General features: G+C 65.4%; 23 protein-coding genes. 11 read left to right on the plus strand and 12 right to left on the minus strand.

Annotated features, from left to right (window positions below; genetic code table 11):
• Positions 1 to 382: 382 nt before the first annotated feature.
• Positions 383 to 1,255 carry a tetratricopeptide repeat protein gene (locus ISO4_RS14000; protein WP_194856619.1) on the minus strand — a complete coding sequence of 291 codons (873 nt, stop codon included), beginning with the start codon at positions 1,253 to 1,255 and terminating at the stop codon, positions 383 to 385.
• Between the two features lie 420 nt (positions 1,256 to 1,675).
• Between ISO4_RS14000 and ISO4_RS14005 the strand changes: the two genes are divergently transcribed.
• From ISO4_RS14005 to minE, 4 genes are all read left to right on the plus strand, one after another.
• Entirely contained in the window at positions 1,676 to 4,132 is a 2,457-nt protein-coding gene (locus tag ISO4_RS14005; RefSeq protein WP_194856620.1) for an acyl-CoA dehydrogenase, read from the plus strand.
• A gap of 183 nt (positions 4,133 to 4,315) precedes the next feature.
• A complete protein-coding gene (minC, locus tag ISO4_RS14010; RefSeq protein ID WP_142949363.1) occupies positions 4,316 to 5,026 on the plus strand; it encodes a septum site-determining protein MinC in 711 nt (236 codons plus the stop codon).
• 35 nt (positions 5,027 to 5,061) lie between these two features.
• On the plus strand, positions 5,062 to 5,877 hold the full coding sequence (minD, locus tag ISO4_RS14015; RefSeq protein WP_142949364.1) for a septum site-determining protein MinD: 816 nt from the start codon (positions 5,062 to 5,064) through the stop codon (positions 5,875 to 5,877).
• Positions 5,877 to 6,128 (plus strand): cell division topological specificity factor MinE, encoded by a 252-nt coding sequence (gene minE, locus ISO4_RS14020; RefSeq protein ID WP_067605699.1) that lies wholly within the window; start codon positions 5,877 to 5,879, stop codon positions 6,126 to 6,128. The genes minD and minE overlap by 1 nt, the downstream gene beginning before the upstream one ends.
• Before the next feature lie 155 nt (positions 6,129 to 6,283).
• Here the strand turns inward: minE and ISO4_RS14025 are convergent, their stop codons facing one another.
• The 6 genes from ISO4_RS14025 to ISO4_RS14050 form a co-directional block, all read right to left on the minus strand.
• Complete coding sequence (locus tag ISO4_RS14025; protein ID WP_142949365.1) at positions 6,284 to 7,063, minus strand: 3-hydroxybutyrate dehydrogenase; 780 nt, start codon at positions 7,061 to 7,063, stop codon at positions 6,284 to 6,286.
• A gap of 2 nt (positions 7,064 to 7,065) precedes the next feature.
• Complete coding sequence (locus ISO4_RS14030) at positions 7,066 to 8,265, minus strand: branched-chain amino acid ABC transporter permease (protein WP_194856621.1); 1,200 nt, start codon at positions 8,263 to 8,265, stop codon at positions 7,066 to 7,068.
• A gap of 11 nt (positions 8,266 to 8,276) precedes the next feature.
• A complete protein-coding gene (locus ISO4_RS14035) occupies positions 8,277 to 9,338 on the minus strand; it encodes a branched-chain amino acid ABC transporter permease (protein WP_194856622.1) in 1,062 nt (353 codons plus the stop codon).
• Between the two features lie 16 nt (positions 9,339 to 9,354).
• On the minus strand, positions 9,355 to 10,080 hold the full coding sequence (locus ISO4_RS14040) for an ABC transporter ATP-binding protein (RefSeq protein WP_142949368.1): 726 nt from the start codon (positions 10,078 to 10,080) through the stop codon (positions 9,355 to 9,357).
• A 3-nt stretch (positions 10,081 to 10,083) separates the two neighbouring features.
• Positions 10,084 to 10,887 (minus strand): ABC transporter ATP-binding protein, encoded by an 804-nt coding sequence (locus ISO4_RS14045; protein ID WP_142949369.1) that lies wholly within the window; start codon positions 10,885 to 10,887, stop codon positions 10,084 to 10,086.
• 143 nt (positions 10,888 to 11,030) lie between these two features.
• A complete protein-coding gene (locus ISO4_RS14050; protein ID WP_142949370.1) occupies positions 11,031 to 12,254 on the minus strand; it encodes a substrate-binding domain-containing protein in 1,224 nt (407 codons plus the stop codon).
• A 318-nt stretch (positions 12,255 to 12,572) separates the two neighbouring features.
• Here ISO4_RS14050 and ISO4_RS14055 point away from each other — a divergent pair, with 318 nt between their 5' ends.
• The 7 genes from ISO4_RS14055 (at position 12,573) to ISO4_RS14085 (ending at position 19,885) form a co-directional block, all read left to right on the plus strand.
• Positions 12,573 to 13,226 (plus strand): TetR/AcrR family transcriptional regulator, encoded by a 654-nt coding sequence (locus tag ISO4_RS14055; protein WP_142949371.1) that lies wholly within the window; start codon positions 12,573 to 12,575, stop codon positions 13,224 to 13,226.
• Positions 13,223 to 13,981 (plus strand): enoyl-CoA hydratase/isomerase family protein, encoded by a 759-nt coding sequence (locus tag ISO4_RS14060; RefSeq protein ID WP_142949372.1) that lies wholly within the window; start codon positions 13,223 to 13,225, stop codon positions 13,979 to 13,981. Before ISO4_RS14055 ends, ISO4_RS14060 begins: the two co-directional genes overlap by 4 nt.
• Before the next feature lie 42 nt (positions 13,982 to 14,023).
• Positions 14,024 to 16,507, plus strand: a complete 2,484-nt coding sequence (locus ISO4_RS14065) for an NHL repeat-containing protein (protein ID WP_194856623.1) — start codon at positions 14,024 to 14,026, stop codon at positions 16,505 to 16,507.
• Between the two features lie 160 nt (positions 16,508 to 16,667).
• Complete coding sequence (locus ISO4_RS14070) at positions 16,668 to 18,191, plus strand: acyl-CoA synthetase (RefSeq protein WP_194856624.1); 1,524 nt, start codon at positions 16,668 to 16,670, stop codon at positions 18,189 to 18,191.
• Positions 18,178 to 18,579, plus strand: a complete 402-nt coding sequence (locus tag ISO4_RS14075) for a MaoC family dehydratase (RefSeq protein WP_142949374.1) — start codon at positions 18,178 to 18,180, stop codon at positions 18,577 to 18,579. The genes ISO4_RS14070 and ISO4_RS14075 overlap by 14 nt, the downstream gene beginning before the upstream one ends.
• Positions 18,576 to 18,959: a hotdog family protein gene (locus tag ISO4_RS14080; RefSeq protein ID WP_142949375.1), complete on the plus strand. Its 384-nt coding sequence runs from the start codon at positions 18,576 to 18,578 to the stop codon at positions 18,957 to 18,959. Before ISO4_RS14075 ends, ISO4_RS14080 begins: the two co-directional genes overlap by 4 nt.
• Positions 18,953 to 19,885, plus strand: a complete 933-nt coding sequence (locus ISO4_RS14085; protein ID WP_194856625.1) for an alpha/beta hydrolase — start codon at positions 18,953 to 18,955, stop codon at positions 19,883 to 19,885. Before ISO4_RS14080 ends, ISO4_RS14085 begins: the two co-directional genes overlap by 7 nt.
• A 28-nt stretch (positions 19,886 to 19,913) precedes the next feature.
• On the opposite strand, the gene ISO4_RS14090 is transcribed toward ISO4_RS14085, so the two are convergent.
• The 5 genes from ISO4_RS14090 to ISO4_RS14110 all read right to left on the minus strand — a co-directional run bounded on the left by ISO4_RS14090 (position 19,914) and on the right by ISO4_RS14110 (position 25,144).
• On the minus strand, positions 19,914 to 20,768 hold the full coding sequence (locus ISO4_RS14090) for a hypothetical protein (protein WP_194856626.1): 855 nt from the start codon (positions 20,766 to 20,768) through the stop codon (positions 19,914 to 19,916).
• 239 nt (positions 20,769 to 21,007) lie between these two features.
• Positions 21,008 to 22,516, minus strand: a complete 1,509-nt coding sequence (locus tag ISO4_RS14095; protein ID WP_194856627.1) for a fumarate hydratase — start codon at positions 22,514 to 22,516, stop codon at positions 21,008 to 21,010.
• A 160-nt stretch (positions 22,517 to 22,676) separates the two neighbouring features.
• Positions 22,677 to 23,555 carry an alpha/beta fold hydrolase gene (locus tag ISO4_RS14100; RefSeq protein ID WP_142949379.1) on the minus strand — a complete coding sequence of 293 codons (879 nt, stop codon included), beginning with the start codon at positions 23,553 to 23,555 and terminating at the stop codon, positions 22,677 to 22,679.
• Between the two features lie 13 nt (positions 23,556 to 23,568).
• Complete coding sequence (locus tag ISO4_RS14105; RefSeq protein ID WP_255442561.1) at positions 23,569 to 23,850, minus strand: acylphosphatase; 282 nt, start codon at positions 23,848 to 23,850, stop codon at positions 23,569 to 23,571.
• Complete coding sequence (locus ISO4_RS14110) at positions 23,837 to 25,144, minus strand: YihY family inner membrane protein (protein ID WP_255442562.1); 1,308 nt, start codon at positions 25,142 to 25,144, stop codon at positions 23,837 to 23,839. Before ISO4_RS14110 ends, ISO4_RS14105 begins: the two co-directional genes overlap by 14 nt.
• Between the last annotated feature and the right edge of the window lie 32 nt (positions 25,145 to 25,176).

A 25,176-nucleotide genomic window follows, 5' to 3' on the forward strand; every position in this document is an offset into this window, starting at 1 on the left:
CAGGCACCACCATTGCCCCGCTCACTTAGCAGCGGCACCGCCACGGGTCATAACACCGCCGGACCCTCCAGGGAGGGGAGCTTGGAATCTTCCAAGGAGCACCGGGATCGGGTGTGCCCATCCAGGACCGTATTTGGCCAGGGATGGCCAAATCCGAGCTTACAGGGATGTACTCGCAGCGTGTCCTGGATGGGCACACCCGATCCCGGTGCGGGCTCTCTGGAGAGAAAAGTCTCTGGGATCCTGCCGGGAGCTTCGCTCCCTTTCGCGGGCGGGGCCCGCTCCCACAGCCCGCTCTGAAGTGGCCTAACACAGACCCGCGCCCCCGCTGGAGGGTCCCAGCTCCCACACACCGGCATCCGCCGATGGAAGGGCCGGGCGCTTAGTAGAGGTAGGTGAACATTTTCCGGCGATACTCGCTGGCCAGCGGATCGCCCTTGGGCAGGCACTCGAACACTTCCAGCAGCGCGGAACGGGCCACCCCGTCCTGATAGTCGCGGTGATCGCGCAGCAACCGCAGCAGCGCGTCCAGGCCGGCCTTGAACTGGCCGGCGGCGGCGGCTCGCAGGCCGTAGGCGTGCAGGTCCTCCGGCTTGCCGTCGCGCTCGATGCGCGCCTGCAGCTCCTTGAGGCCGACGCCGTCGTTGTCGAGCTTTTCCAGCAGCGCGAAGCGGGCCCGGAACGGGCGCAGCGCTTCCACGTCCTCGGTGACTTCCGCCAGCACCGACTGCGCCTCGTCGGTGCGGCCCTCGCCGAGCAGGTACTCCACCAGCAACGCCCGGAAGGCGTGCTTGTCCGGCTGCTCGGAGAGCATTTGCCGCAACGCCTGCTCGGCCTGGGCGCCCTGCCCGGCGTCGATCGCCATGCGGATCTGCTCCAGGAAGCCCTCTTCCTGCTCCTGCTGGGCGGCGTCCGGGTCGACCACCGGGGTGAGCCATTGGCGCACCGCGCTTTCGGTTTGCGCGCCTTCCAGTTCGCTGACAAGCTGGCCCTGGTAGACCATTTTCAGGGACGGCAGATCGCGCACCCCGAACTGGCTGGTCAGGTTGGCCTGCTCGTCGGCGTTGACCTTGGCGAGGACGAACTTGCCCTGATATTCCTGGGTCAGTTTCTCCAGCATGACGGTCATTTGCTGGCTGGGCTGGCTCCAGGACGCCCAGAAACCAAACAGTACAGGCACCTGGCGCGAGTGCTCCAGCAGTTGCTGAGCGTTTTGTTCCGTGACGTCGATAGTGGCGGCGGCGTTGTCCTGCACGTTAGCTCCTTGAAGCGGATGGTTTAGCGTCCGACGATTGTACGTAAACGCGATACAGGATGCAGGATACAGGATACAGCGCGAATCGGGAGTCCATGCCGCGGCGGCTTTTCACTCCGCGCCGGCGACGCTCAAACCGCGGGCACGACATGGCGGACTGCACCGCTCTGCCCCGCGCTGTATCCTGCATCCTGAATCCTGTATCGCCGCGCAGGCGGCATTAAATACTGTTAAATCAAGACGAAAGCGGCATCATGGGCGTTAGTATTCTCTTAGGGGTCAGGAACAGGCGTTCACGTGCCGTACATGCTCGCTCGGTACCCTGATGTTTGATTCGTTACGATACCCACGCCCACCCGGAGGCGTATTTCCGGTTCATACTTGTGATCGACAAGTGAAGTCCTGGCAAAGGAGATGACCATGCTGAGCCTTTTGGCCCTGGTAATTCTGGTCGCGACATTGACGACCATTTTCTACATGCAGTTATCCCTGACCGTCGGCAGTGTTACGTTCGCCGTGGTCTGGTTACTGTGCGGTCTGTTGGCGTCCTGGTTGTACAACCCGATTCTTCTGATTCTGCTGGCCGGCGCGCTGGTGGTGCTCAACCACCCCGGCCTGCGCCGCAAGCTGATCAGCAAGCCGGTCTATCAGACGCTCGGTAAGATGATGCCGCCGATCGGCGACACCGAGCGCGAGGCCATCGAGGCCGGCGCCACCTGGTTCGAGGCGGAGCTGTTCAGCGGCAAGCCGGACTGGGATGACTTTTCCAAGGTGAATTTCACCCAGCTCACCGAGGACGAGCAGTCCTTCCTGGATAACGAAGTCCAGGAACTGTGTGAAATGCTCGATGAGTGGAAGATCTACCACGAGCACAAGGATCTGCCCGAGGAAGTCTGGGAGTATCTGAAGACCAAGGGCTTCTTCAGCCTGATCATTCCCAAGGAGTACGGCGGCCGGGACTTCAGCCCCTACGCGCAAAGCCGCACCATGAGCAAGATCGCCACCCGCTCGCTGACCACCGCGGTGACCGCGATGGTGCCCAACTCCCTGGGCCCCGGCGAGCTGCTCGCCAAGTACGGCACCGAAGAGCAGAAACAGCGCTGGCTGCCGGGCCTGTCCTCCGGCGAGGAAATCCCCTGCTTCGGCCTGACCGGCCCGGAAGCCGGCTCCGACGCCGGCGCGATCCCCGACAAGGGCGTGATCTGCAAGCAGACCGTGGACGGCGAGGAAGTACTGGGCATGCGCCTGAACTTCGCCAAGCGCTGGATCACCCTGGCGCCGATCGCCACCGTGGTGGGGCTGGCCTTTAAACTCTACGACCCGGAGCACCTGCTGGGTGACCAGGACGAGCTGGGCATTACCTGTGCCCTGCTGCCCGCCGACACCGACGGCGTGGAAATCGGCCGCCGCCACAACCCGGGCGGTTCCCCCTTCATGAACGGCCCGATCAACGGCAAGGACGTGTTCGTGCCGCTGGACGCCATCATCGGCGGTCCGGAAATGGCCGGCAAAGGCTGGCGCATGCTGATCGAGTGCCTGGGCGCGGGCCGCGGCGTTTCCCTGCCCGCCCTGGCCACCGCCAGCGGCGAGATGGGCTACCGCATGACCGGCGCCTTCTCGCGCATCCGCCGCCAGTTCGGCACCGCCGTGGGCCACTTCGAGGGCGTGCAGGAAGCGTCCGCGGAAGTGGCGGGGCTGGCCTACACCCTGGAAGCCTACCGCCACCTGGTCACCCGTGGCCTGGAGGAAGGCACCATCTCCGTGGTCACGGCCATGGCCAAGTACCACTCCACGGAAATGATGCGCGTGCTGATCAACAACGGCATGGACATCGCCAGTGGTCGCGCCGTGCAGATGGGCCCGCGTAACTTCATGGCGCTGGCCTACCAGTCCATTCCGGTGGCGATCACCGTGGAGGGCGCCAACATCCTGACCCGCTCGCTGATGATCTTCGGCCAGGGCGCGATGCGCTGCCATCCGTACCTGTACGACGAGCTGCAGGCGATTCAGGACGAGGACCAGGAACGCGGCCTGGACACCTTCGAAGGCCTGTTCTTCAAGCACGCCGGCCACACCCTTGGCAACATGAGCCGCGGTCTGGTGCACGGCCTGAGCGGCGCCGCCCTGGCGGAGATTCCGGCCAACGCGGACAGTTTCAGCGCCCCCTGGTACCGCCTGATCACCCGCTACAGCGCGGTGCTGGCGAGCTTCTCCGACGTGGCGTTCGCGCTGCTGGGCGGCGACCTCAAGCGCCGCGAGATGGTGTCCGCGCGCCTCGGCGACGTGCACAGCCAGCTGCTGATCGCCTGCGCGGTGTTGAAGTTCCACGCCACCCTGCCCCGCGACGAGGCCAACGACGCGCACGCCCGCTATGCGCTGCAGCACGCGTTCAGCCAGATCCACGACGCGGTGGAGGACTTCGCCCGCAACTTCGGCTACATGGGTGTGGCGCGCATTCTCAAAGGCGTGTTCTTCCCGTTCGGCCGGCCCGCCGGTGCTCAGAAGCCCAGCGACGAGCTGATCCGCACCCTGGGCGAGCAGATCATGAACCCCAGCAGCGTGCGCGATGCGCTGGCCGCCAACGCCTACATCAGCGTCGATCCGAAAGACAGCATCGGTCGGGTGGAAGTCACCTACAACAAGCTGCTGGAAGTGGAGCGCGACTACGAAGCCTTCCTGAAGGCGGACGGCAAGGGCAAGCTGGAGGGCGAGACCATCCAGGCCAAGCTGGAAGACGCCGCCGCCAAGGGCATCATCCCCAACGACCAGGTACAGGCGATTCTCGACTACGACGAGATGCGCTACGACTGCCTGCTCACCGACGCCTTCGACAAGGAGTTGAAGGAAGTCGACATGAACACCCAGCGGCCGACCTGATTGCGGCCCTGGTAAATCCTCAAGAGCCGCCCTCCGGGGCGGCTTTTTTTTGTTCGATCGATCCCAGATCGGCGAAATTTAACAATGGCGGGCCGCCGCGCCGCTTTCACCGGCTACCGCTTTCGACTAGGCTTTCTGCGTCTCGCCTTCGGCGCCAACCCATATTCATAAAGATCCCCCGTAATGACAGTGGCATTCGAGGAAAAGGCGGTTCTGGAGTTCAAGGGCCGCATGCTGATGATGACGGTCCTGCTGCTCAAGGACCTGGACCCCAACACCCTGCACCGACAGGTCAGCCAGCGGCTTGAAGACGCCGCCCAGTGGCTGCGCGACGCGCCCGTGGTGGTGGACCTGGCACAGCCCGAGGGCGCCGACCAGGTGGCCCTGATGGCCGCCGTGGACACCCTGCGCGGCCTGGGCGTGAACCTGGTGGCGCTGGCCCGCAACGAGCACCTGGACAGCGACACCGCCGCCATGCTCGGCCTGGGCAGCATCAGCCTGGCCGGCGGCCGGGACGTGCCGCGCAGCGCCGAACCGGCGCCGCAGGCGGAGCAACCGGCCGACGCCGGCCACACCCTGGTGATCGACCAGCCGGTGCGTTCCGGCCAGCAAATCTACAGCCGCGGCGATCTGATCGTGCTGGCGCCGGTGAGCACCGGCGCGGAGCTGCTCGCCGAAGGCCATATCCACGTCTACAACACCCTGCGCGGGCGCGCGCTGGCCGGTGTGCGCGGCGATCAGAGCGCGCGCATCTTCTGCCAGAAACTGGACGCGGAGCTGGTCTCCATCGCCGGGATTTACCGGGTCGCCGAAGACCTGCCCGAGCAACACCGCAAACAGGCGGTGCACATCACTCTGGACGGCGACGCCATGCGCTTCGCGGACCTCAAATAAGCCATACCCGACAGCAAAACCTAGGAGACGAGATCGTGACAAAAATCGTGGTCGTAACATCCGGCAAGGGCGGCGTGGGTAAAACCACCACCAGCGCCGCGCTGGCAACCGGCCTCGCCCAGCGCGGCCATAAAACCACGGTCATCGATTTTGACGTGGGCCTGCGCAATCTGGATCTGATCATGGGCTGTGAGCGGCGCGTGGTCTACGATCTGGTCAACGTGATCAACGGCGACGCCAACCTCAAGCAGGGTCTGATCAAGGACAAGCGCGTCGAGGACCTGTTCATCCTGCCCGCCTCCCAGACCCGGGACAAAGACGCCCTGACCCTGGAAGGCGTGGAAAAAGTCCTGGAAGGGCTCAAGGACATGGGCATGGAATACATCATCTGCGACAGCCCGGCGGGCATCGAAAAAGGCGCGCTCACCGCCGCCTATTTCGCCGACGAAGCGGTGGTGGTGACCAACCCGGAAGTGTCCAGCGTGCGCGACTCCGACCGCATTCTCGGCATTCTCTCCAGCAAGACCCGCAAGGCCGAGCGGGGCGAAGGCGACATTCCCGCCAGCCTGCTGCTGACCCGCTATTCCCCGGAACGGGTGGAGCGCGGTGAAATGCTGTCCGTGGAGGACGTGAAGGACATCCTGGCGATCGACCTGCTGGGCGTGATTCCGGAATCCCAGGCGGTGCTCAACGCCAGTAACAGCGGCGCGCCGGTGATTCTCGACAGCGAATCCGACGCCGGCAAGGCCTACGAGGACGCGGTCGCCCGCTTCCTCGGCGAGCAGCGCCCGCACCGCTTCCTCACCGCCAATAAGAAAGGACTCTTCGGCCGTCTGTTCGGAGCGCAATGATGAGCATTTTCAGCTACCTGCTTCCCAAGAAAGAGAAATCCGCCTCGGTGGCCAAGGAGCGCCTGCAGATCATCGTTGCCCGCGAGCGGGCCACCCGCGGCGGCCCGGACTACCTGCCCCAGTTGCAGGAAGAGCTGCTGATGGTGGTGCGTAAGTACGTGGAGGTGGACCAGGACGCCATCAACATCCAGGTGGACCGGGAATCCGGCTGCGAGATTCTGGAACTGAACATCACCCTGCCCGACGAATAGGTCGGGCTTCGCTTGACTACTGTTCGGATGTACAGTAACTTCGGTGGTCCGGTGAGCCCTCCTCAGGTTTTCTTTTCTGCGACCCCTCGGAAGGCCTGATCGATCTCCAGGCTCCAAGGATGGAGCCGGGCTCCCGGACCTTATTCCGCTCTCCCCTAGCCCATGTGCCAGCCGTGGCTGACCACGACGGACTGGCCGGTTAACGCCGCCGAGGGGAACGCCGCCAGCGTCACCGCCAGCTCACTGATGTCCTCCACGGTGGTGAACTCGCCGTCCACGGTGTTCTTGAGCATCACATTGCGGATCACTTCCTCTTCCGAGATGCCCAGCTCGCGGGCCTGCTCCGGAATCTGCTTGTCCACCAGCGGCGTGCGCACGAACCCGGGGCAGATGATGTTGCTGCGCACCCCGTGTCCGGCGCCCTCCTTGGCCACCGCCCGGCACAGCCCCAGCAGGCCGTGCTTGGCGGCCACGTAGGGGGCTTTCAGCGGCGAGGCCTCCATGGAGTGCACCGAGCCCATGTACAGCAGCGTGCCGCCCTGCCCCGCGTACATATGACGCAGCGCCGCGCGGGTCAGCAGGAAGGCGCCGTCCAGGTGCACGCTCATCACCTTGCGCCAGTTTTCCAGCGCCAGCTTGTCGAGGGACTCGATATGCTGGATGCCGGCGTTGGCGAAGGCGATGTCGAGCCGGCCCCAGGTGTCCACCACCCGCTGAACGCCGGCGTCCACCGCCTGTTCGTCGGTGACGTCCATGGCCAGCGCCAGGGCCTCGCCGCCGGCGTCACGGATCGCCGCCGCCGCTTCCTCGGCGGTGGCGCTGTCCAGATCGGCCACCGCCACCCGGGCACCCTCGCGGGCGTACCGCTCGGCGATCGCCCGGCCGATGCCGCGACCGGCCCCGGTGATCACCGCGACGCGTTGTTCAAGACGCATGACTACGACTCCTGTTTCAGGGGCGACGCCGCCGGCGTCTTATCCGCTTTCCGCTCCCGGCGCCGTTCCGCCCAAAGGCGCAACTGGCCGACGATACCGGCGGGGAAGAAATACACGCTCAACACGAACAACAGGCCGAACCACAGCAGCCAGCGGTCCGGGCCCGCCAGCTCGGCGAACAGGCTGCCCGGCTCGGCGTTGCTGACCAGCAGCCCGAGCAGATCCTGCAGGTAATTCTGCGCCAGCAGGAACACGGCGGTGCCGACCACGGCGCCGTACAGGGTGCCCATGCCGCCGATCACGCACATCAACAGGATGAACACCATCAGCTCGAAGTTGAGCGTGTTCTCCGGATTCACGTAACGGTTGATCAGCGCGAACAGCACGCCCGCCAGGGTCGCCAGCACCGCCGACACGATCACTGCCGCGGTGCGGTAGAACACGGTCCGGTAACCCAGCGCCTGGGCGCGGAACTCGTTCTCGCGGATCGCCTGCAGAACCCGCCCGAACGGGGAATTCACCATGCGCAGCAGGAACAGGAACACGCCCAGCGAGATCGCGAAGGTGATGTAGTACATCAGGTGCCGGCCGCTCACCCGCACCTCGAACACGGCGTCATTGAACGCCTGGCCGATACTGCCCTGGCCGACCACGCCGGTGATGAAATCGATCACGCTGAAGCCCGGCAGCGAGGAATCCAACGGCCGGAACGCCGGGCCCAGTTCGCGCGGGCTGCGCACCGCCAGACCGTCTTCGCCGCCGGTGATGTTGTAGAGCTGGGTCACCAGGCTGAGAAAGGCGAACGCCACCGCCAGGGTCACCAGAGCGAAGAAGATCGCCTTCACCCGCAGCGACAGCAAACCGAGCAGCAGCGACAGCAGAATGCTCATCACCACGGCGCCGCCGATGCCGATGAATACGGCGCCGAAACCGGAGCCGAAGGCGTCCGTGGACATCGCCACCCCGTAGGCGCCGATGCCGAAGAACATGGTGTGGGCGAACGACACGATATGGGTGTAACCCAGCATCAGGTCGTAGGACGCCACCACGATAATGAACACGCAGATCATGCCGAGCATGGAAAAGGCGCGCACGCCGGGAAACAGGAACGGCCCCAGGGCCAGACACACGCCGATCAGCACCAGCAGTGCGGAGAGCGCCCGGCTACGCGGATAGTCGCCGGAAAGAATACGATTAAACATGGCGCGCCTCCTCAGACTTTGATGACCGGAATCAGGCCCTGCGGACGCCACATCAGCACGCCCACCATCAGCCCCACCGTGGCCACCGCGGCCAGACGGGGCTCCAGGTAACCCACATACAGATTGATCAGGCCCACCAGCACGGCGCCGTAGAAGCAGCCCTTGATGGAGCCCAGACCGCCGAGGATGATCACCACGATCACCGAGATCATCAGCTCATCGCCCATGTGCGCGGTGATGATCTCCCGGTACATGGCCCACATGGCGCCGCCCAGGCCGGCCAGCGCCGAGCCGGCCACGAACACGCCCAGGAACAACAGGCGGATGCGGTAGCCCTGCACTTCCACCATCTCGCGGCTCTCCACCCCGGCGCGGATCAGAATGCCGACCCGGGTGCGCTCGATGATCCAGGTCATCAGCCCGTAAATGGCCAGGCCCAGCACCACCGCGATAAGGCGGTATTTTTCCAGCGCCACGCCGCCGATCACCGGCAGCGCATCGGGCAGCAGAAAGGCACCGGTGAGCGCCTCCGGGCGCGGCACCGGAATTTCATTGGGCCCCCACACCACATGGATCAGCTCCATGATGATGATGGAGCCGCCCACCGTGACCAGAATCTGCTTGAGGTGGTCGCCGTACACCGGCTTGATCACCAGCCGCTCGAACACCAGACCCAGCAGTCCCGCCACCACCAGGGCGAACCCCAACGCCGGCAGAATCGCCGCCAGATTGATCAGCAGCGACGGTTCGCTGGCCTGCGCACTCAGCCATACCAGCACGCTGGCACCGGCGAACGCGCCCAAAGAAATAAAGGCCCCGTGAGCCAGGTTGAGGACGTTCATCAACCCAAAGGTGAGCGTCATGCCCGAGGCCATCAAAAACACCATGGCACCCATCGCCAGGCCGCTGATGGTCAGCAGTACCCAGGTGCGCGGGTCCATCATCAACAGGGCCACCGCCATCATCAGCAGCAGCAGAAAAATATGCGGCTTGTTTTCGCGGAACGCGGCAAAGCGCGCCAACACGCCTTGCGGCGGCGTTGCTTGACCAATCATTTCGTCGTGCGCCGACATGGTCTTACTCCTATTCTTATTGGTGCTCGCCGAGCCCAAGACCCAGCAGCTCGTGCTGGAGATCATCGTTGTCGGCGAGTTCGGTCATCTGGCCGGACCAGACCACCCCGCCATCGTTCATCACCGCCGCGGACTGACCCAGACGGCGGGAAAAATTAAAGTTCTGCTCCACCAGCAGCACCGTGACCTGTTGCTGCTTGAGCTGCTCGAAGGCGCCGGCCAGGTCGTTGATGATCGCCGGGGCCAGGCCCTTGGTGGGTTCGTCCACCAGCAACAGCTCGCGCGGCTCGATGATCGCCCGGGCGATGGCCAGCATCTGTTTCTGGCCGCCGGAGAGGTTGCCCGCGGCCCGGTTCCAGAATTTTTTCAGCGGCGGAAACAGGTCGAACACCCAGTCCAGGCGGGCCGGGTCCATGGGGCCGTCCACCGCCGCCAGCACCATGTTTTCGCGCACCGTCAGCAGGCTGAAAATGCCCATGTTCTCCGGCACGAAGGCGATGCCCTTGCGGGCGATCCGCGGGGTGGGCTGGCCGGTGATGTCCTCGCCGCGAAAACGCACCTTGCCCTGGGTCACCGTGGTCAGGCCCATGATGGTGCGCAGCGTGGTGCTCTTGCCGGCGCCGTTACGGCCCAGCAGCACGGTCAGTTCGCCGGCGGGCACTTCCAGGTCCACGCCGTGCAGAATGTGGTATTGATCGATGTCGGCGCGCACGCCGGACAGGGAAAGAATCGATTCGGCCATCGTTCAGCCCTCCTCGCCGGCGGTGTCTTCCTGGGGCGCGCCCAGATAGGCTTCCTGAACAATCGGCGAGGCGATCACCTCGGAAGGTTCGCCGTCGGCCACCAGTTCACCGTTGTGCAGTACCACGATGCGGTCCGACAGGGAGCGCACCACGTCCATTTTGTGTTCCACCAGCAGAATCACTTTGTTCTGCTTGTTCTTGATGTCGGCGATCAGATCCAGAATCACCGGCACCTCGTCCACGCTCATGCCGGCGGTGGGTTCGTCGAACATGAACACTTCCGGCTCCAGCGCCAGCATCAGCGCCACTTCCAGTTTGCGTTGATCACCGTGGGGCAGATTGGCCACCGGCGTGTCGGCGCGCTTGCCCAGGTTGACCTGCTCCAGATAGGCGGCGGCGCGGTCGCTGATGTCGCGGCGGCGCGAGGCCATCTGCCAGAACACATGGCCGATGCGGTAGCGCGACGCCACCGCCAGGCGCACGTTCTCCAGGGCGGTCAGGTTGGGAAACAGGTTGGTGAGCTGGAAGGCGCGGCCCAGGCCCTTATCGGCCCGGGCGGCGGCGCCCAGCGCGGTAATGTCCTGATCGAACAGATGCACGCTGCCGGCACTGGCGGCGAGCTGTCCGGAAATAAGATTGAACCAGGTGGTCTTGCCCGCACCGTTGGGGCCGACGATGGACGTCAGGGTGCCGGCGTGGAACGCGCAGGACACCTGATTCACCGCCACGTGCCCACCGAAGTTAATGGTCAGCCCGCGGGTTTCCAGAACCGGTTCAGAGGCGGATTGGGGGTGCAAGGAGGCCATGGGAGGTCCCTTTTTATTGGATCGTATTATCGGAATTCTTGGCGGTCGATACAGGATTCAGGATGAAGGATACAGGGGCCCGCGAAGGAGCCTGGCTTGTATCCTGTAACCTGCATCCTGTATCCGTTTTTCCTGGGAAAAACCTAGCGCTTGTTGCGAATCGGAATGTTCATTTCGTCCATGCCGATCTTGCGAATCAGCTTGGGCACGCCCGCTTCCACGGTGCGGTCGGCGAACCAGTCATCACGCTTTTCCACTTCGATGCGGAAGTGATACATCTCCTGCATCGCCTGGTGGTCCTCGTCACGCAGCACCATCTTGCCCTTCGGGGTTTCGAACACCAGCCCCTCGAAGGCGTCGATCAGAGCCTCGGTGTCGGTGGAGCCGTCCGCTTCACGGATCGCCGCGGTGATCGCCATGGCCTGGGAAAAGCCCTGGGCGGTGAAGAAGTCAGGGGCGGCGTTGTAACGCTCCATGTGCTGCTTCACGAACCAGTCGTTGATCTCGTTCTTGGGGGATTCGAAGTAATAGAAGCCGGCGCCTTCCATGCCGGGGAACTCGGAGTAGCTCACCAGTGCCGGCAGAATGTTGCCGCCGGTGGCCAGCTTGATGCCGAAGCGGTCCGGCTTCAGGTCCTGGATACGGCTCAGCGGGTTGGCGCTGCCGGCCCAGATGGCGAAGATGTATTTGCCCTGCTCACAGCCGTCGCGATCCTTCAGGGCGCCGAACAAACGCTGGGCGGCGGCGGTGAAGTCGGTGGCGTCGGTGGGCAGGTATTCTTCGTGGACCACTTCGCCGCCCTGGGTTTCCATGGCCTCTTTATAGGCGGCCACGCCGTCACGGCCGAAGGCGTAATCCTGGGCGATGGTGGCGACACAGACGCCCGGCTCGCCGAGTGCCACGGCATTGGAAACCGCGTCCTGGGAAGAGTTGCGGCCGACCCGGAACACATAGCGGTTCCAGTCCGCGCCGGTGATGGCGTCGGCCACGCCCTCGGGCATGATGATGCGCTCATACTGCTGGGCGATCGGCAGGGTCGCCAGCGCCACCCCGGAAGACACCGGCCCCACCACGATGTGGGCGTCGTCCTCGGCGTAGGCTTCTTCCACCAGCGAGCGGGCGCGCGCCGGATCCAGCTGGGTGTCTTTATCGATGATTTCGACCTTGCGGCCCTCGATTTCCATGCTGCCGTCGGTGGCGTATTCGAAGCCCATCTTCATACCCACGCTGAGCTGCTCGGCGTAGGCGGACAACGGGCCGGTGAAACCGGTGACATGGGCAATACGGATGGAATCGGCCGCCTGCGCAAGAGGCGCGGCGGTGAGGGCGGTGAGCGTGAAGGCCGTCGCGGTGATGAGACGCTTCATAGGAATCTCTCCCTTATTTTTCGGCCTGATGGCCGTCTTGTTGTGGTTATGGTCCCCTTCAATATGACTCCCGATTCACCTTTCCGCAAGAGGGTTTCGAAAAAAATTCCACAAACGTGGAATTACCCGCCCGGACCGGCCACGCCACCTGCAAATACCGGAATAACGGGCCTTTGAGGCGTATTCCACGGTTCGGGAAGGCCGCGTATGGCAGGCATTGGGCCCTGTCCTGGTTGACACCGGGGGTGCGCAAACTTAATTTAGTTGAATACCGATTCATATTTCATACAACAAAATCACGGACCCAAGAAGCCCGCCATGACCACTGCCTCCCAGACCAACGCCGCCCAGGCACCGGCCGCCAGCGGCGGGCCCGGCGCCCCGAAAACCGCCCGCGGCGCCCGCACCCGGGCGCGTATTCTCAAAGCCGCCGAACACACCTTCGGCACGCTCGGTTACCACCGCGCCGGCATTTCCGACATCACCCGCGCCGCCGGCGTCGCCCAGGGCACCTTCTACACCTACTTCGCCGGCAAGGAAGAAATCCTCCGCGAACTGGTGCGCGATATGGGGCATCAGGTGCGTGCCCATCTGGCGGCGGAAATTCTCGACACCGACAACCGGCTGGAAGCCGAGGAGCGGGGCCTGCGCGCCTTTCTGCAGTACCTCTACGAGAACCCCTCGCTGTACCGGGTGCTGCAGGAAGCCCAGTTCGTCGACGAAGCGATCTACCGGGATTACTACGAAGCTTTCGGCAAGGGCTATGTGCGCATGCTCGCCAACGCCACCCGCAAGGGGGAAATCCGCCCCGGCAATAACGAGGTTCGCGTGTGGGCCCTGATGGGCATGTCCAACTTTCTCGGCCTGCGCTACGCGCTCTGGGAGCAGGACGTCTCCTTCGACGAGATTGTCGAGACCCTCTCCGACCTGTTCCGCAACGGCCTGACCCTGGACGGCAAGGAGAAGCCATGAACACGGCGGTGCACTATCAACTGGACGGCGAGCTGGCGCGCATCACCCTGAACCGTCCGCAGCGCCACAATGCCCTGGTGCCGGAGCTGCTCGACGGCCTGCGCGCCGCGCTCGCGCGCTGTCGGGAAGACCGCCCGGCGGCGCTGATCCTGGACGCGGAAGGCCGCTCGTTTTCCACCGGCGGCGACGTGGGCGGGTTCTACGACACCCCGCGCGCCGAACGGCACGACTACGCCAGCCGCGTGGTGGGCACGCTCAACGCGGTGATTCTGGATCTGCTCAGCCTGCCGCTGCCCACGGTGGCGGCGGTGCACGGCATGGTCACCGGCGGTTCGGTGGGCCTGGTGCTGGCCTGCGACATCGTCGTGGCCGGCCCGCGCGCCAGCTTCGCGCCCTGGTACACCCGCGTGGGCTACAGCCCGGACGGCGGCTGGACCGCCCTGATGCCGGAGCGCATCGGCCGCGCCCGCGCGCTCGACATTCAGCTGACCAACCGCCGCCTGGACGCCGAGGAAGCCCATCGCGTGGGCCTGGTTCAGTACCTCAGCGAGGACAACAAGGTGGCCGAGCAGGCCCGCGCCGTGGCCGACACCCTGTGCTCCGCCAAGCGGGGCAGCGTGCACCACACCCTGGCCCTCACCCGGCCCGACCTGGACACCGTGGCCGCCGGGCTGGACGCGGAGTTCCGCCATTTTCTCGAGCACATCGTCAGCGACGAAGCCGATCAGGGGATGGCCGATTTTTTGAACAGATAGGAAAAAACAAAACGACGAAAAACAAAAATCGGGAGAGACACCATGAAAACAATAACGCCAACCCCGCTGGCGGTACTCGCCGGCACCCTGCTGCTCGGTGCGCTGACTCCGCTGGCCGGCGGGTTCGACACCTTCGCCGACGAGGACCGTTCCTCGGAACTCAGCGGCGAACCGGTGCAGCAGCGCTACCAGTTCAACACCCCCACCACCGTCACCTACGACCGCGACAGCCTGGGCCAGGGCGCCGCCGGCGCGCGGGTCTACGTGGCCGACATGGGCAACCATGAAATCAAGGTGCTGAACCTCAACGGCGCCCTGGTGGGCCGGCTGGACGACAACGACCAGACCCTGGCGGCGGACAGCCCGGCCAGTTCGGTACCCGAGGTGCGCGCACCACTGGGGATCGCATTCCTGTCCGCCAGCGAAGCCGACGACGACCGGCTGGCCGGGCTCTACGTCAACGACGTGGGCCGACACCAGATTCATTTCTTCCGCACCGTCAGCAGCGGCGCCGGCGATTTCGAGTACGTCACCTCGTTCGGCCAGCCCGGCCACGGCGGCGGCGAGGAGATTTATCTGCCGCGCAACATGACCATTACGCCGCAGGGGTTCATCTACGTTTCCGACGAGTTCAACCACCGCGTCAAAGCGTTCCGCATCGATCCGGACAACGGCTATCAGGTCAGCCTGATTCAGACCCTGGGCCACCAGAACGCCAGCGGCGACTATGTGGACGCCGGGCCGATCATCCGCGGTGTCGACAAAAACTACGGCAGCGATTCCACCAATTACGACGATTACGCCGGCCAGCCGGACAAACGCGACGGCTTCCGCATTCCCCAGGGCATGACCTACTACCAGTCACCGGACAATGGCGCCACCTACCTCTACGTGGCGGACAACGGCAACAACCGCATCAAGATTTTCCGCGTCAACACCAGCACCGGCCAGCTCACCCTGGACGACATGCTGGGCCGCTTCCGCGACGACGGCGGCAGCGTCGATCACCTCAAGCGCCCGCGCGGCGTGCGCACCGACCTGGACGGCAACCTCTACGTGACGGACACCTATAACGGCCGCATCATCCAGTTCGAAAACCTGGCCAGCACCAGCGACAGCAACCCGGTGCGCTACCGCAGCAGCCAGAGCGCCGACGCCCGCGCCAACTGGGTCTACGGCCGCCTCGGCATCCACCAGGTGGAGATGCGCGCGCCCACCAGCGCCGGTACCGAGGACGAAGCCTTCCAGCTGCCCAATGATCTGGTGCCGATGATCGACGCCAACGGCGATTTTTATCGTGAAAACATCTACGCCTGGGGCTACTACTATTCCAACGCCCGCGTGCATCTGGTCAGCGACTCCGGCAACAACCGCATCAAGAAATGCTGGACCAATTCCTCGGGCTCCACGCTGCTGCGCTGCTCGGTCTCCGCCGGCGTCGGCACCGTGGCCGACAACGAATACTGGGGCCATCCGCGCACTCTGCCCGGCCAGCTGCATTCGGCCAGCGGCATGGCCTGGCTGGGCAGCAAGGACCAGCTGCTGGTCAGCGACACGCCCAACACCCGCATCAACATCTACGACAGCAACGGCGATTATCAGGGCCGTTTCCCGGGCACCAACATCAGCTACGGCGTCACCGGCATCGCCACCTTCAGCGACCCCAACATCGGCGAAGCGGTGGCGGTCCTGGTGGGCGCCGACGTCACCCTGCCCTGGCCCTACACCGGCGACGCCAGCCTGCGCATCTACGACGCCAACGGCAATCTGGAAGAGCTGTTCAACCTGAGCTACCGCACCGGCGGTTTGCCGGTGCCCGAGATCGGCCTGTCCACCAGCAACACCAACTACCCGGTGGCGGTGAGCGCCATCAACGACGGCGCCGCCGACCAGCACGCCATCTACATCACCAGCTTCGACAACTACGTCTGGCGTTTCGACTACGACAGCGGCAGCGGCTCGCTGGACGGCAACTGGTACGCCGGTGGCCCGGACAGCGACAAAGGCAACGACCTGGGCGACGGCTGGAGCCTGGGCCCGGACTTCTTCGAACAGGGCGACGCCGGCACCTTCGACCAGATCGGCAGCGTGCTGGCCCTGGACGACCGCGTCTACGTCACCGACCGCCGCAACCAGCGCATCCAGGCCCTGAACCCGGCCAACGGCGCGCTGATCGGCCAGCTCGGCCTGGGCGGCGGCACCTACGACCATCCGGACGGCCTCGACCCGGACCGGCTGTTCCTGCCCGCCGGCCTCGCCTACGACGCCCAGCAGGACGCGCTGGTGGTGGCCGATGGCTTCAACATGGTGGCGCGCGCCTGGGCAAACCCGGACCAGTACAGCCCCAACGGCGCCGGCATCATCGACCCGGCCTACCAGGGCCACTGGCTGGACCCGGCGCTGGGCACCCGGCCCGGCGGCCTGTTCGACGCCGAACAAGTAGCGGTCGGCGGCGGTGACGTCTACGTGTTCTCGCTGATCAGCAACCGCATCACCAAGTTCAGCTGGTCGGAAATCAATAACTGATTGTAGGAGCGGGCCTCGCCCGCGAAAGGCAAGCTCGCTTGCCGGCAGGATCCCAGGGACCTGATTCAGGTACCACCAACAAGGTCTCTGGCATCCTGCCGGGTGAGCAAGCTCACCCTTTCGCTTGCGAGGCAAGCTCCCACAAAGCTCGGGAGATGAAATGGAAATGTTCGACTTGCTCGCCCATCGGGCCCGGGTCTCCTCGGACCGCCCGGCTCTGGAGGACCTGGAAAGCGGCGAGCACTATAACTACGCCCAGTTCAACGAGCGCGCCGCGCGGCTGGCGGCCGCCGCCCGTGACCACTGGGGCCTGGAGGAAGGCGACCGGCTCGCCTATCTGGGCCACAGCCGCGCCGAGTTCTTCGCCATGCTGTTCGGCTGCGCCAAGGCCGGCCTGATCCTGGTGCCTTTGAACTGGCGCCTGGCGGTGCCGGAACTGGAAGTGCTGGTGGAAGACTGCGACCCGGGGGCGCTGATTTTCGGCGCCGAGTTCGCCGACGCCGCCGCCGAGCTCCAGCAGCGCTGCGGGCCGCTCACCCTGGTGGCGCTGGACGGCGCCGCGGACGGCCAGCGCGATTATCACCGGGATCTCGCCGACACCCGGCCGGACCTCACCGCCCACCCGGACAGGGACCCGGACACCCCCTGGTACCTGCTCTACACCTCCGGCACCACCGGCCGGCCCAAGGGCGTGATCCAGACCTTCCGCATGATGCTGGCCAACTATCTCAATATCGGTCTGGCGGTGAACCTGAGCGGCGACGATGTGCTGCTCAACGTGCTGCCCCTATTCCACACCGCCGGCATCAACCTGTATTCCTCGGCGGTGTTCATGGTCGGCGGCAGCGTTCTGGTGGCGCGCGCCTTCGACCCGGATCAGGCACTGCAAGTGTTGGAAAAAAGAGCGACCATCTTTTTCGGGGTGCCGGCGGTGTACCAGGCGCTGCTCGATCACCCCGGGTTCAGCGGCGAGCGTCTCAAGGGCGTGCGCTCCTGGGGCTGCGGCGGCGCGCCGCTGTCGCTGCCGGTGGCGCAGCGCTATGTGGACGCCGGTATCCGCGTGCGCACCGGCATGGGCATGACGGAAACCGGCCCCACGGTGTTCCTGCTGGACGAGGACAAGGTGATCGACAAGATCGGCTCGGTGGGCCGGCCGCAGCTGCTCACGGAAGTGCGCATCGTCGACCGCGACGGCCGGGACGTGCCCCCGGGTGACGCCGGCGAGCTGTTGATTCGCGGGCCCAACATCACGCCCGGGTACTGGAACCGCCCGGACGCCACCGCCGAGGCGATCCGCGCCGACGGCTGGCTGCACAGCGGCGACGTGGCCCGCTGCGACGAGGACGGCCAGTATTTCATCGTCGATCGCTGGAAGGACATGTACATCTCCGGCGGCGAAAACGTCTACCCGGCGGAGGTGGAAAAAGTATTGGAACAACACCCGGCCATCGCCGAAGTGGCGGTGGTCGGCATGCCCGACGACAAATGGGGTGAAGTCGGCAAGGCCTATTACGGCGTCCACGCGGACCGGGACGCCCCGGACCCGGAAGCGCTGCGCGCGTTCTGCCGCGAGCGGCTCGCCGGTTACAAGGTGCCCAAGGCGTTCGAACGGGTCGATGCCCTGCCCCGCAACGCCCTGGGCAAAGTCACCAAACAGGAGTTGCGTGATCATGCAAAACAATAACACCGCCCGCATGGAACGGGATCTGTCCTTCAGCCAGGAGGACTTCCAGCGTTTCGCCCGACTCAGCGGCGACCACAACCCCATCCATGTGGACCCGGACTACGCCGCCGGCACCCGCTTCGGCGCCACCGTGTCCCACGGCATGCTGCTGTTCAGCGCGGTGCGCGGGCTGATCCATGAATTCTTCCCCGGCGCCCGCCTGGAAGTGCAGGACCTGAAATTTCCGGCGCCGGCCTACGCCGACGAGCCGCTCACCGTGGTGCTGGAAACCCGCGGCCGCCCGGTGGACGGCATCGTCCACCTCACCACCGACGTGCTCAAGGAAGACGACAGCCGCTGCCTGCAGGGCACCTGCCGTCTCAAACTCGACCAGGAGATGGCGCCATGAGCGAGACCCTGCCCCGCTTCAACGCTCTGCGGCTGGAAGACCAGGCCACCGTGGAACGGCGCTTCAGCGCCGAGGATGTGCGCGCCTGGTGCGACATGGCCGGCCTTGAGGATGAGACCCCGGACCAGGTGCCCGAGCCGCTGATCGCCGGCCTGTTTTCCTATCTGCTCGGCGAGGAGCTGCCCGGCCACGGCACCAACTACCTCAAGCAGCACATGCGCTTCGAGGAAGACGCCCGCATCGGCGAAACGCTCACCGCCACCGTCACCATTACCCACCTGCGCGGCGACAAGGCGCTGGTGAATCTGGACACCCTGTGCACCGGCGAGGACGGCCGGATGATCTGCGCGGGCGACGCCCTGGTGCTGTTTCAATGCTGAACGCTCAGCTAAAGGCCTGGCTGGACCGCCTCAATGAACTGGTGGCGGAACAAAAAGCGGCCGGCGTGGAAGCCACCCCGGCCACCGTGCGCGACAGCATGGCGGCGATGACCCGCAATCAGGTCCGCCCGGGGCCCGAGCTGCCCTGGGTCGGCGACGCCCGGGTGGAATGCGGCGAAACCCCGGTGCCGGTGCGCCTCTACGACCCGGCGCCGGACCGGGACACCCCGGTGTGCCTGTTCTTCCACGGCGGCGGGCACATGGCCGGCAGCGTGGCGGTGTACGACCCGATTTGCCGGCGGCTCGCCGACGCCAGCAGCTGGCTGGTGGTGTCGGTGGACTACCGGCTGGCGCCGGAATACCCCTACCCGTTCGGCCTGGAAGACTGCCACAGCGTGGCCCGCCACCTGTGGCCGGTGCTCGACGCCCAAGGGCGCCGCTACCAGCGGCGCCTGGCGCTGGCCGGCGACTCCGGCGGCGGCACCTTCGCCGCCACCCTCAGCGCCCTGGCGCAGAACGACCAGCGGCTGCCGGTGGAAAAACAGGTGCTGATCTACCCCAGCCTGGACTACACCCTGAACCACCCCTCGGTGACCGAGAACGGCAAGGGCTATTTACTGGAAGCGGAGCGCATCGCCTGGTACTTCCAGCACTATTTCCAGCACGGCGAGGACCGCCGCGGCGCCTCGCCGCTGTTCATGCCGGTGAGCAATCGCCTGCCGGAAACGCTGGTAATCAGCGCCGAATACTGCCCGCTGCGCGACGAGGCGCTGGCCTACGTGCAAAGGCTGAACGACACCGGCGTGCCCTGCCGCCACCGCCATTTCGACGACATGATCCACGCCTACCTCAATCTGGAATCCCTGGCGCCCGACGCCTGCGCCGCCACCTACCGGGAGATCGCCGCCTTCCTCAACGGCGATTAACAATCGGGCGGGGCCCGCTCCCACAATGTCAGGAGCGGTCGGAGGTGGCGGGGGCGTCGCGCTGCATCAGATTATCGATGCCGTAGCAGTGCCCGGCGAGCAGGTTCTGGGCCAGCATGAAGCGGTCCTGGGGGGTGCGCGCGGTGAGCTCCGCCACGCTCAGGGATTCCAGCATCCAGGTGTCCCAGACGTTGACGAAGCGGGCGCGGATGTCCACGTCGCCGCGCAGCATGTCCGCCTGGCGGGCGGTGACCGTGAGGCTGTCATCGCCGCGGTCCACTTCGTAGCCCTGGTTGGGGTAGCCCACTTCCAGGCAGGCGAGGAAATTCTTCATGGTGCGCTCCGACGCCTGGCCCACGGCAAACGCCAGCGGCTGGTCGGGCACGTCTTCGAGGATGCTGAGGATATGGGCGTCGGCGAGCCGCTCGCGCAGCCGGCCCTGGGCCTCGTCGGCGGCGGCTTCGCTGCGTTTCTCCGCTTCCCGGCGGGCCGCTTCCATGTCCCGCCGGACCCGTTCACGTTCCGCCCGTTGCCGGGCCAGTTCGGCTTCATGGGCCTGCTGGGCCTGGTAGGCGTCGTCCACCAGCCGGTCGAGACGCCGCGACTGGCGCACCGACTCGATCCGTTCCCGGCAGGCGGGCAGCCAGTCCTCACGCAGTTGCCGCTGGTCCACGTAGCGCTCCGCCCGGTGCGCCTCGGCGAGCCGCCGGCAGGCGCCGTCCATGGCGCCGAGGGCGTCGATGGCGCCGTAGCTCAGCCCGGCCACCGCGTCCGGCGCCTGCGTCCGCCCCATCAGACCGGCGGTGGAATCACGCAGCGAGGCGCAGCCGGTGAGTACCACGGCCACCAGGCCGAGAAGCAGGATCGTCAGGTTGGAACGCATATTAAAAACAACGTTGTATTCGTTTTTGTTGAAACCCTTGGGAGCGAGCACTTGTAGGAGCTTGCTTGCAAGCGAAAGGCCGGCGAAGCCGGCCGGCAGGAACCCCAGCACCAACAAGGTCTCTGGCATCCTGCCGGGTGGCTAAAAGCCACCCTTTCGCGGGCAGGGCCCGCTCCCACAAGGCCCGCACAAGCAAAGGTTCAACGGTCCGAGCCGAAGCAGCCCCACAAGTTCCCCTCTCAGGCGGATTTGGCGGCGATCTTCTCTTTCCAGATCACCGGGCCGGTCTTGTGCACGGATTCGCCGTTGGAATCCACCGCCACGGTCACCGGCATGTCTTCCACTTCGAATTCGTAGATCGCTTCCATGCCCAGATCCTCGAAGGCGGCCACGCGGGATTTGCGGATCGCCTTGGACACCAGGTAGGCGGCGCCACCCACGGCCATCAGGTAGACCGCCTTGTTGTCCTTGATCGCTTCGATGGCGGTGTCGCCGCGTTCGGCCTTGCCGACCATGCCGATCAGGCCGGTCTTCTCCAGCATGGTGCGGGTGAACTTATCCATGCGGGTGGCGGTGGTCGGGCCGGCCGGGCCCACCACTTCGTCGCCCACCGGATCCACCGGACCCACGTAGTAGATAAAGCGGTTGGTGAAGTCCACCGGCAGTTCCTCGCCCTTGGCGATCATGTCCACCATGCGCTTATGCGCCGCGTCACGGCCGGTGAGCAGCTTGCCGGACAGCAGGATGGTGTCGCCGGGCTGCCAGGTCTGCACCTCTTCCGGGGTCACGGTGTCCAGGTTGACGCGCTTGGCGCCCTCGTCGTTGCCCCAGGCGATGTCCGGCCACTCTTCCAGGTCCGGAGCCTTGAGATCCGCCGGGCCGGTGCCGTCGAGGATAAAGTGGGCGTGGCGGGTGGCGGCGCAGTTGGGGATGATCGCCACCGGCTTGTTGGCCGCGTGGGTGGGGTAATCCGCCACCTTCACGTCCAGCACCGTGGTCAGGCCGCCCAGGCCCTGGGCGCCGATGCCCAGGGCGTTGACCTTCTCGAACAGCTCCAGGCGCAGTTCCTCGGAACGGGTTTGCGCGCCCCGCGCCTGCAGCTCGTGGATGTCGATGGGGTCCATCAGGGACTCCTTGGCGATCAGCATGGCCTTCTCGGCGGTGCCGCCGATGCCGATGCCGAGCATGCCCGGCGGGCACCAGCCGGCGCCCATCTTCGGCACCTGCTCGAGCACCCAGTCGACCACCGAATCGGACGGGTTGAGCATGGCGAACTTGGACTTCGCCTCGGAGCCGCCGCCCTTGGCCGCCACGTCGATTTCAACGGTGTCGCCGGGCACGATGGAGTAGTTGATCACCGCCGGCGTGTTGTCCTTGGTGTTGGCGCGCTTGCCGTCCGGGTCCGCCAGCACCGAGGCGCGCAGCACGTTGTCCGGGTGGTTGTAGGCCCGGCGCACGCCCTCGTTGATCATGTCGTCCAGGCTCATGTCGCTCTCGAACGTCACGTTCATGCCCACCTTACAGAACACGGTGACGATGCCGGTGTCCTGGCAAATCGGCCGGCGCCCCATGGCGGACATGCGGGAATTCACCAGAATCTGCGCCATGGCGTCCTTGGCCGCTTTGCTCTCTTCCCGCTCGTAGGCTTCCTTCACCGCGCGGATAAAGTCCACCGGGTGGTAGTAAGAGATGTACTGCAGGGCATCGGCAACGCTTTGAATCAGATCGTCCTGGCGGATCACCGTCATGGGGGCACTCCTGACTGCTGGGATTCGGGGCGCGCATTATAGACTACCCGGGCCGGCTTGTGGGAGCCGCCTTGTAGGAGCCGCCTTGTAGGAGCGAGCTTGTGGGAGCGGGCCCTGCCCGCGAAAGGCAAGCAAGGCTTGCCGGCAGGATCCCAGAGACCTACGCCAGGCACTCCCCGCGCTTGAGATGAGCGATAAGCAAATCGGCAACGGTCTCGGGACGCTCCAGATGCAGGAAGTGGCCGGCGCCGGACACCCGCTCCACGCGCAGCCCGCCCGGGAAGTCGCCGTGGTTGACGGTGTGGTCGAGCAGGCGCGGGCTCATGCAGCCGTCCTGTTCGCCGATCAGCACCTGGGTGGGCACCGTGATGTTCATGCCCAGCCACTCCTGGGTCTCACGCTGCTCCTTGCGCCACAGGCGGATCAGATGCCGGTACCAGCCCAGCGCGGCGGGCAGCACGCCCGGCTCGCGCAGGGTGTGCTTGGCGTTCTCCAGGTAGAGGCCCGGCTCCCAGTCCGGCGACCAGCGTTGCCAGAGTTTGTCGATGCCGGAAAAATCATCCTTCTTCAGCCAGGCTTCCGGCGCCATGGGCAACTGGAAGAACTGCATGTAGCCGCTCAGTTTGATCTGCTCGGGCACTTTCAGCAGCGCCTGGGGCAGGCGCTTGAGCGGCGGAATCGCCAGCGCGGTGAAGGTGCAGAAGGTGTCCGGGTAGCGGGCGCAGGCCAGGTAGCCCACGGCGGCGCCCCAGTCGTGGCCGATCAGATGCACGCGCCCGCCCAGTTGATTGGCGAACACCAGCAGGTCGTCCACCGCGGCATGCAGGGAATAGTCGCCGTTGCCGGGCTGACAGGACGGCGCGTAGCCGCGCAGGGCCGGCGCGAGGCAGGTGTAGCCCGCGTCGGCGATCAGCTTCATCTGCACCGCCCAGTTTTCATGGGTATCGGGAAAACCGTGCAGTAAAATCACCGGCTCGCCGTCACCGCTGAGCAGCGTCGGGAAGCGCAAGTGCCCGTTAACCATTTCCACCTGCTTCATGGGCGAAGCCTCTTCAATCGGTTACTACGAAATCGGCGTCGTTCCGGGGCAGCGTCTCGGTGACGGTGATGTCCGTGACCCGAGCGCCCGCGGGGCCGCGCCGCATCCAGGCGAGCAGCGCCTCGACCGCGTCGGGGGCGCCTTCCAGCCACGCCTCGACGCTGCCGTCGGGGCGGTTGCGCACCCAGCCGGCGACCGCCAGACGGCGCGCCTGTTGCTGGGTGGAAGCCCGATAATACACACCCTGGACACGGCCACTCACCACGGCTTGTCGGGCAATCCTAGCGGTTGTCACGATTTTCCTCCTCTTTTACATCCGCGCTTTCCTCCAACCGGTTGCCGAACAGCGCCTCCAGGTTGAAATCCAGCGGCCGGCGCAGGCCTTCCCGGGCCTGATCGCAGCGTTGCTTGAGCGCCGCTTCCCAGGGCTCCTTGCCGTTGGCGTGAATACGCAGCTGCTGCTCCGCCGGCCAGGGCACCAGGGTTAGCAGCTCGGCCATGGTGAGCGCGCGCAGATCGCGGATCAGCACATAGCCGCCCTCCTCGGTGCGGCGGATCAGATGGCAGTCCTGCAGCAGGTTGCGGAATTCGTCCCAGTGGGTGATGCCGGAGTCCTGCATCACCCGCCGCACCTCGTTGCCGTGCAGGGTCCGCCCGTCACGCTGGCGTTCCCAGAGCACGTTCAGCAACCGCATCAGCGCCTGCATGCGCGGCACCCGCCGCTGATGCTCCTGAAACACCACCAGGGCCCGCACCAGCTCGGCGCCGAACAGCACCAGCATCCAGGAAATATAAATCCATAACAGAAACAGCGGCACCGCGGCAAAGGCGCCGTACACCACCTGGTAGTTGGGCGCGTGCTTGATGAACTGAGCGAACGCGGCCTTGGCCAGCTCGAACAGCAACGCCGCGAACGCCGCGCCGATCAGCCCCTGGCGCAACGGCACCGAGGTGTTGGGCACCACGATGTAGAGCAAGGCGAGCACCGAGGTGGTCAGAAAAAACGGCAACAGCGTCAGCCAGAACCGCACCCCGCCCAGGTAGGCCACGGTGTCGCTGACCAGCGACAGCGAGGTCAGATAGGACGAGATGCCGAGCCCCGCCCCCAGCAACAGCGGGCCCAGGGACAGCACCGCCCAGTACATCATCAGGCTGACCCGGCCCTTGCGCGGCTGGCGGATTTTCCAGATGCGGTTCAGGGACTGCTCGATGGTGCGCAGCATCAGGATCGCGGTGACGATCAGAATCAGTACGCCGGCGCCGGTCAGGTTGGTGGCCTGGCGGGAAAACTTGCTCAGGTATTCGAGAATCTCGGCGCCGGCGGACGGCACGAAATATTCAAAGGCCCACTCCTGGATCACCATGCCCCGTTCGTTCAAGGCCGGGATCGCGGCGATCACCGCGAACATCACCGTCATGATCGGCACGATGGCGAACAGCGTGGTGTAGGTGAGCGCCGCCGCGCTGGACTGACAACCGTCCTCCACGAACTGGCGGCGCAACAGTTTGAGAAACGCCCACACCGATTGCGCCCTTGCCCGGAACGGAATTACCGGATCTTCTTCACTGCTTTCCAGGTCCTGATTCACACTGCTTCCTTTAATCGCGTAGCGGCACGCTT

Origin of the sequence: Alloalcanivorax venustensis ISO4, assembly GCF_015356855.1 — a bacterium.
Classification (GTDB): domain Bacteria; phylum Pseudomonadota; class Gammaproteobacteria; order Pseudomonadales; family Alcanivoracaceae; genus Alloalcanivorax; species Alloalcanivorax venustensis.

Bases quoted from the DNA above. Each gene is read 5' to 3' on its own strand.
- ISO4_RS14080 (WP_142949375.1), top strand. From the start codon at position 18,576: ATGAGCGAGACCCTGCCCCGCTTCAACGCTCTGCGGCTGGAAGACCAG.
- ISO4_RS14075 (WP_142949374.1), top strand. From the start codon at position 18,178: ATGCAAAACAATAACACCGCCCGCATGGAACGGGATCTGTCCTTCAGC.
- ISO4_RS14035 (WP_194856622.1), bottom strand. From the start codon at position 9,338: ATGTCGGCGCACGACGAAATGATTGGTCAAGCAACGCCGCCGCAAGGC.
- ISO4_RS14030 (WP_194856621.1), bottom strand. From the start codon at position 8,265: ATGTTTAATCGTATTCTTTCCGGCGACTATCCGCGTAGCCGGGCGCTC.
- ISO4_RS14025 (WP_142949365.1), bottom strand. From the start codon at position 7,063: ATGCGTCTTGAACAACGCGTCGCGGTGATCACCGGGGCCGGTCGCGGC.
- ISO4_RS14070 (WP_194856624.1), top strand. From the start codon at position 16,668: ATGGAAATGTTCGACTTGCTCGCCCATCGGGCCCGGGTCTCCTCGGAC.
- ISO4_RS14095 (WP_194856627.1), bottom strand. From the start codon at position 22,516: ATGACGGTGATCCGCCAGGACGATCTGATTCAAAGCGTTGCCGATGCC.
- minE (WP_067605699.1), top strand. From the start codon at position 5,877: ATGAGCATTTTCAGCTACCTGCTTCCCAAGAAAGAGAAATCCGCCTCG.
- ISO4_RS14045 (WP_142949369.1), bottom strand. From the start codon at position 10,887: ATGGCCTCCTTGCACCCCCAATCCGCCTCTGAACCGGTTCTGGAAACC.
- ISO4_RS14065 (WP_194856623.1), top strand. From the start codon at position 14,024: ATGAAAACAATAACGCCAACCCCGCTGGCGGTACTCGCCGGCACCCTG.
- ISO4_RS14005 (WP_194856620.1), top strand. From the start codon at position 1,676: ATGCTGAGCCTTTTGGCCCTGGTAATTCTGGTCGCGACATTGACGACC.
- ISO4_RS14060 (WP_142949372.1), top strand. From the start codon at position 13,223: ATGAACACGGCGGTGCACTATCAACTGGACGGCGAGCTGGCGCGCATC.
- ISO4_RS14040 (WP_142949368.1), bottom strand. From the start codon at position 10,080: ATGGCCGAATCGATTCTTTCCCTGTCCGGCGTGCGCGCCGACATCGAT.
- ISO4_RS14100 (WP_142949379.1), bottom strand. From the start codon at position 23,555: ATGAAGCAGGTGGAAATGGTTAACGGGCACTTGCGCTTCCCGACGCTG.
- ISO4_RS14055 (WP_142949371.1), top strand. From the start codon at position 12,573: ATGACCACTGCCTCCCAGACCAACGCCGCCCAGGCACCGGCCGCCAGC.
- ISO4_RS14090 (WP_194856626.1), bottom strand. From the start codon at position 20,768: ATGCGTTCCAACCTGACGATCCTGCTTCTCGGCCTGGTGGCCGTGGTA.
- ISO4_RS14050 (WP_142949370.1), bottom strand. From the start codon at position 12,254: ATGAAGCGTCTCATCACCGCGACGGCCTTCACGCTCACCGCCCTCACC.
- minC (WP_142949363.1), top strand. From the start codon at position 4,316: ATGACAGTGGCATTCGAGGAAAAGGCGGTTCTGGAGTTCAAGGGCCGC.
- ISO4_RS14085 (WP_194856625.1), top strand. From the start codon at position 18,953: ATGCTGAACGCTCAGCTAAAGGCCTGGCTGGACCGCCTCAATGAACTG.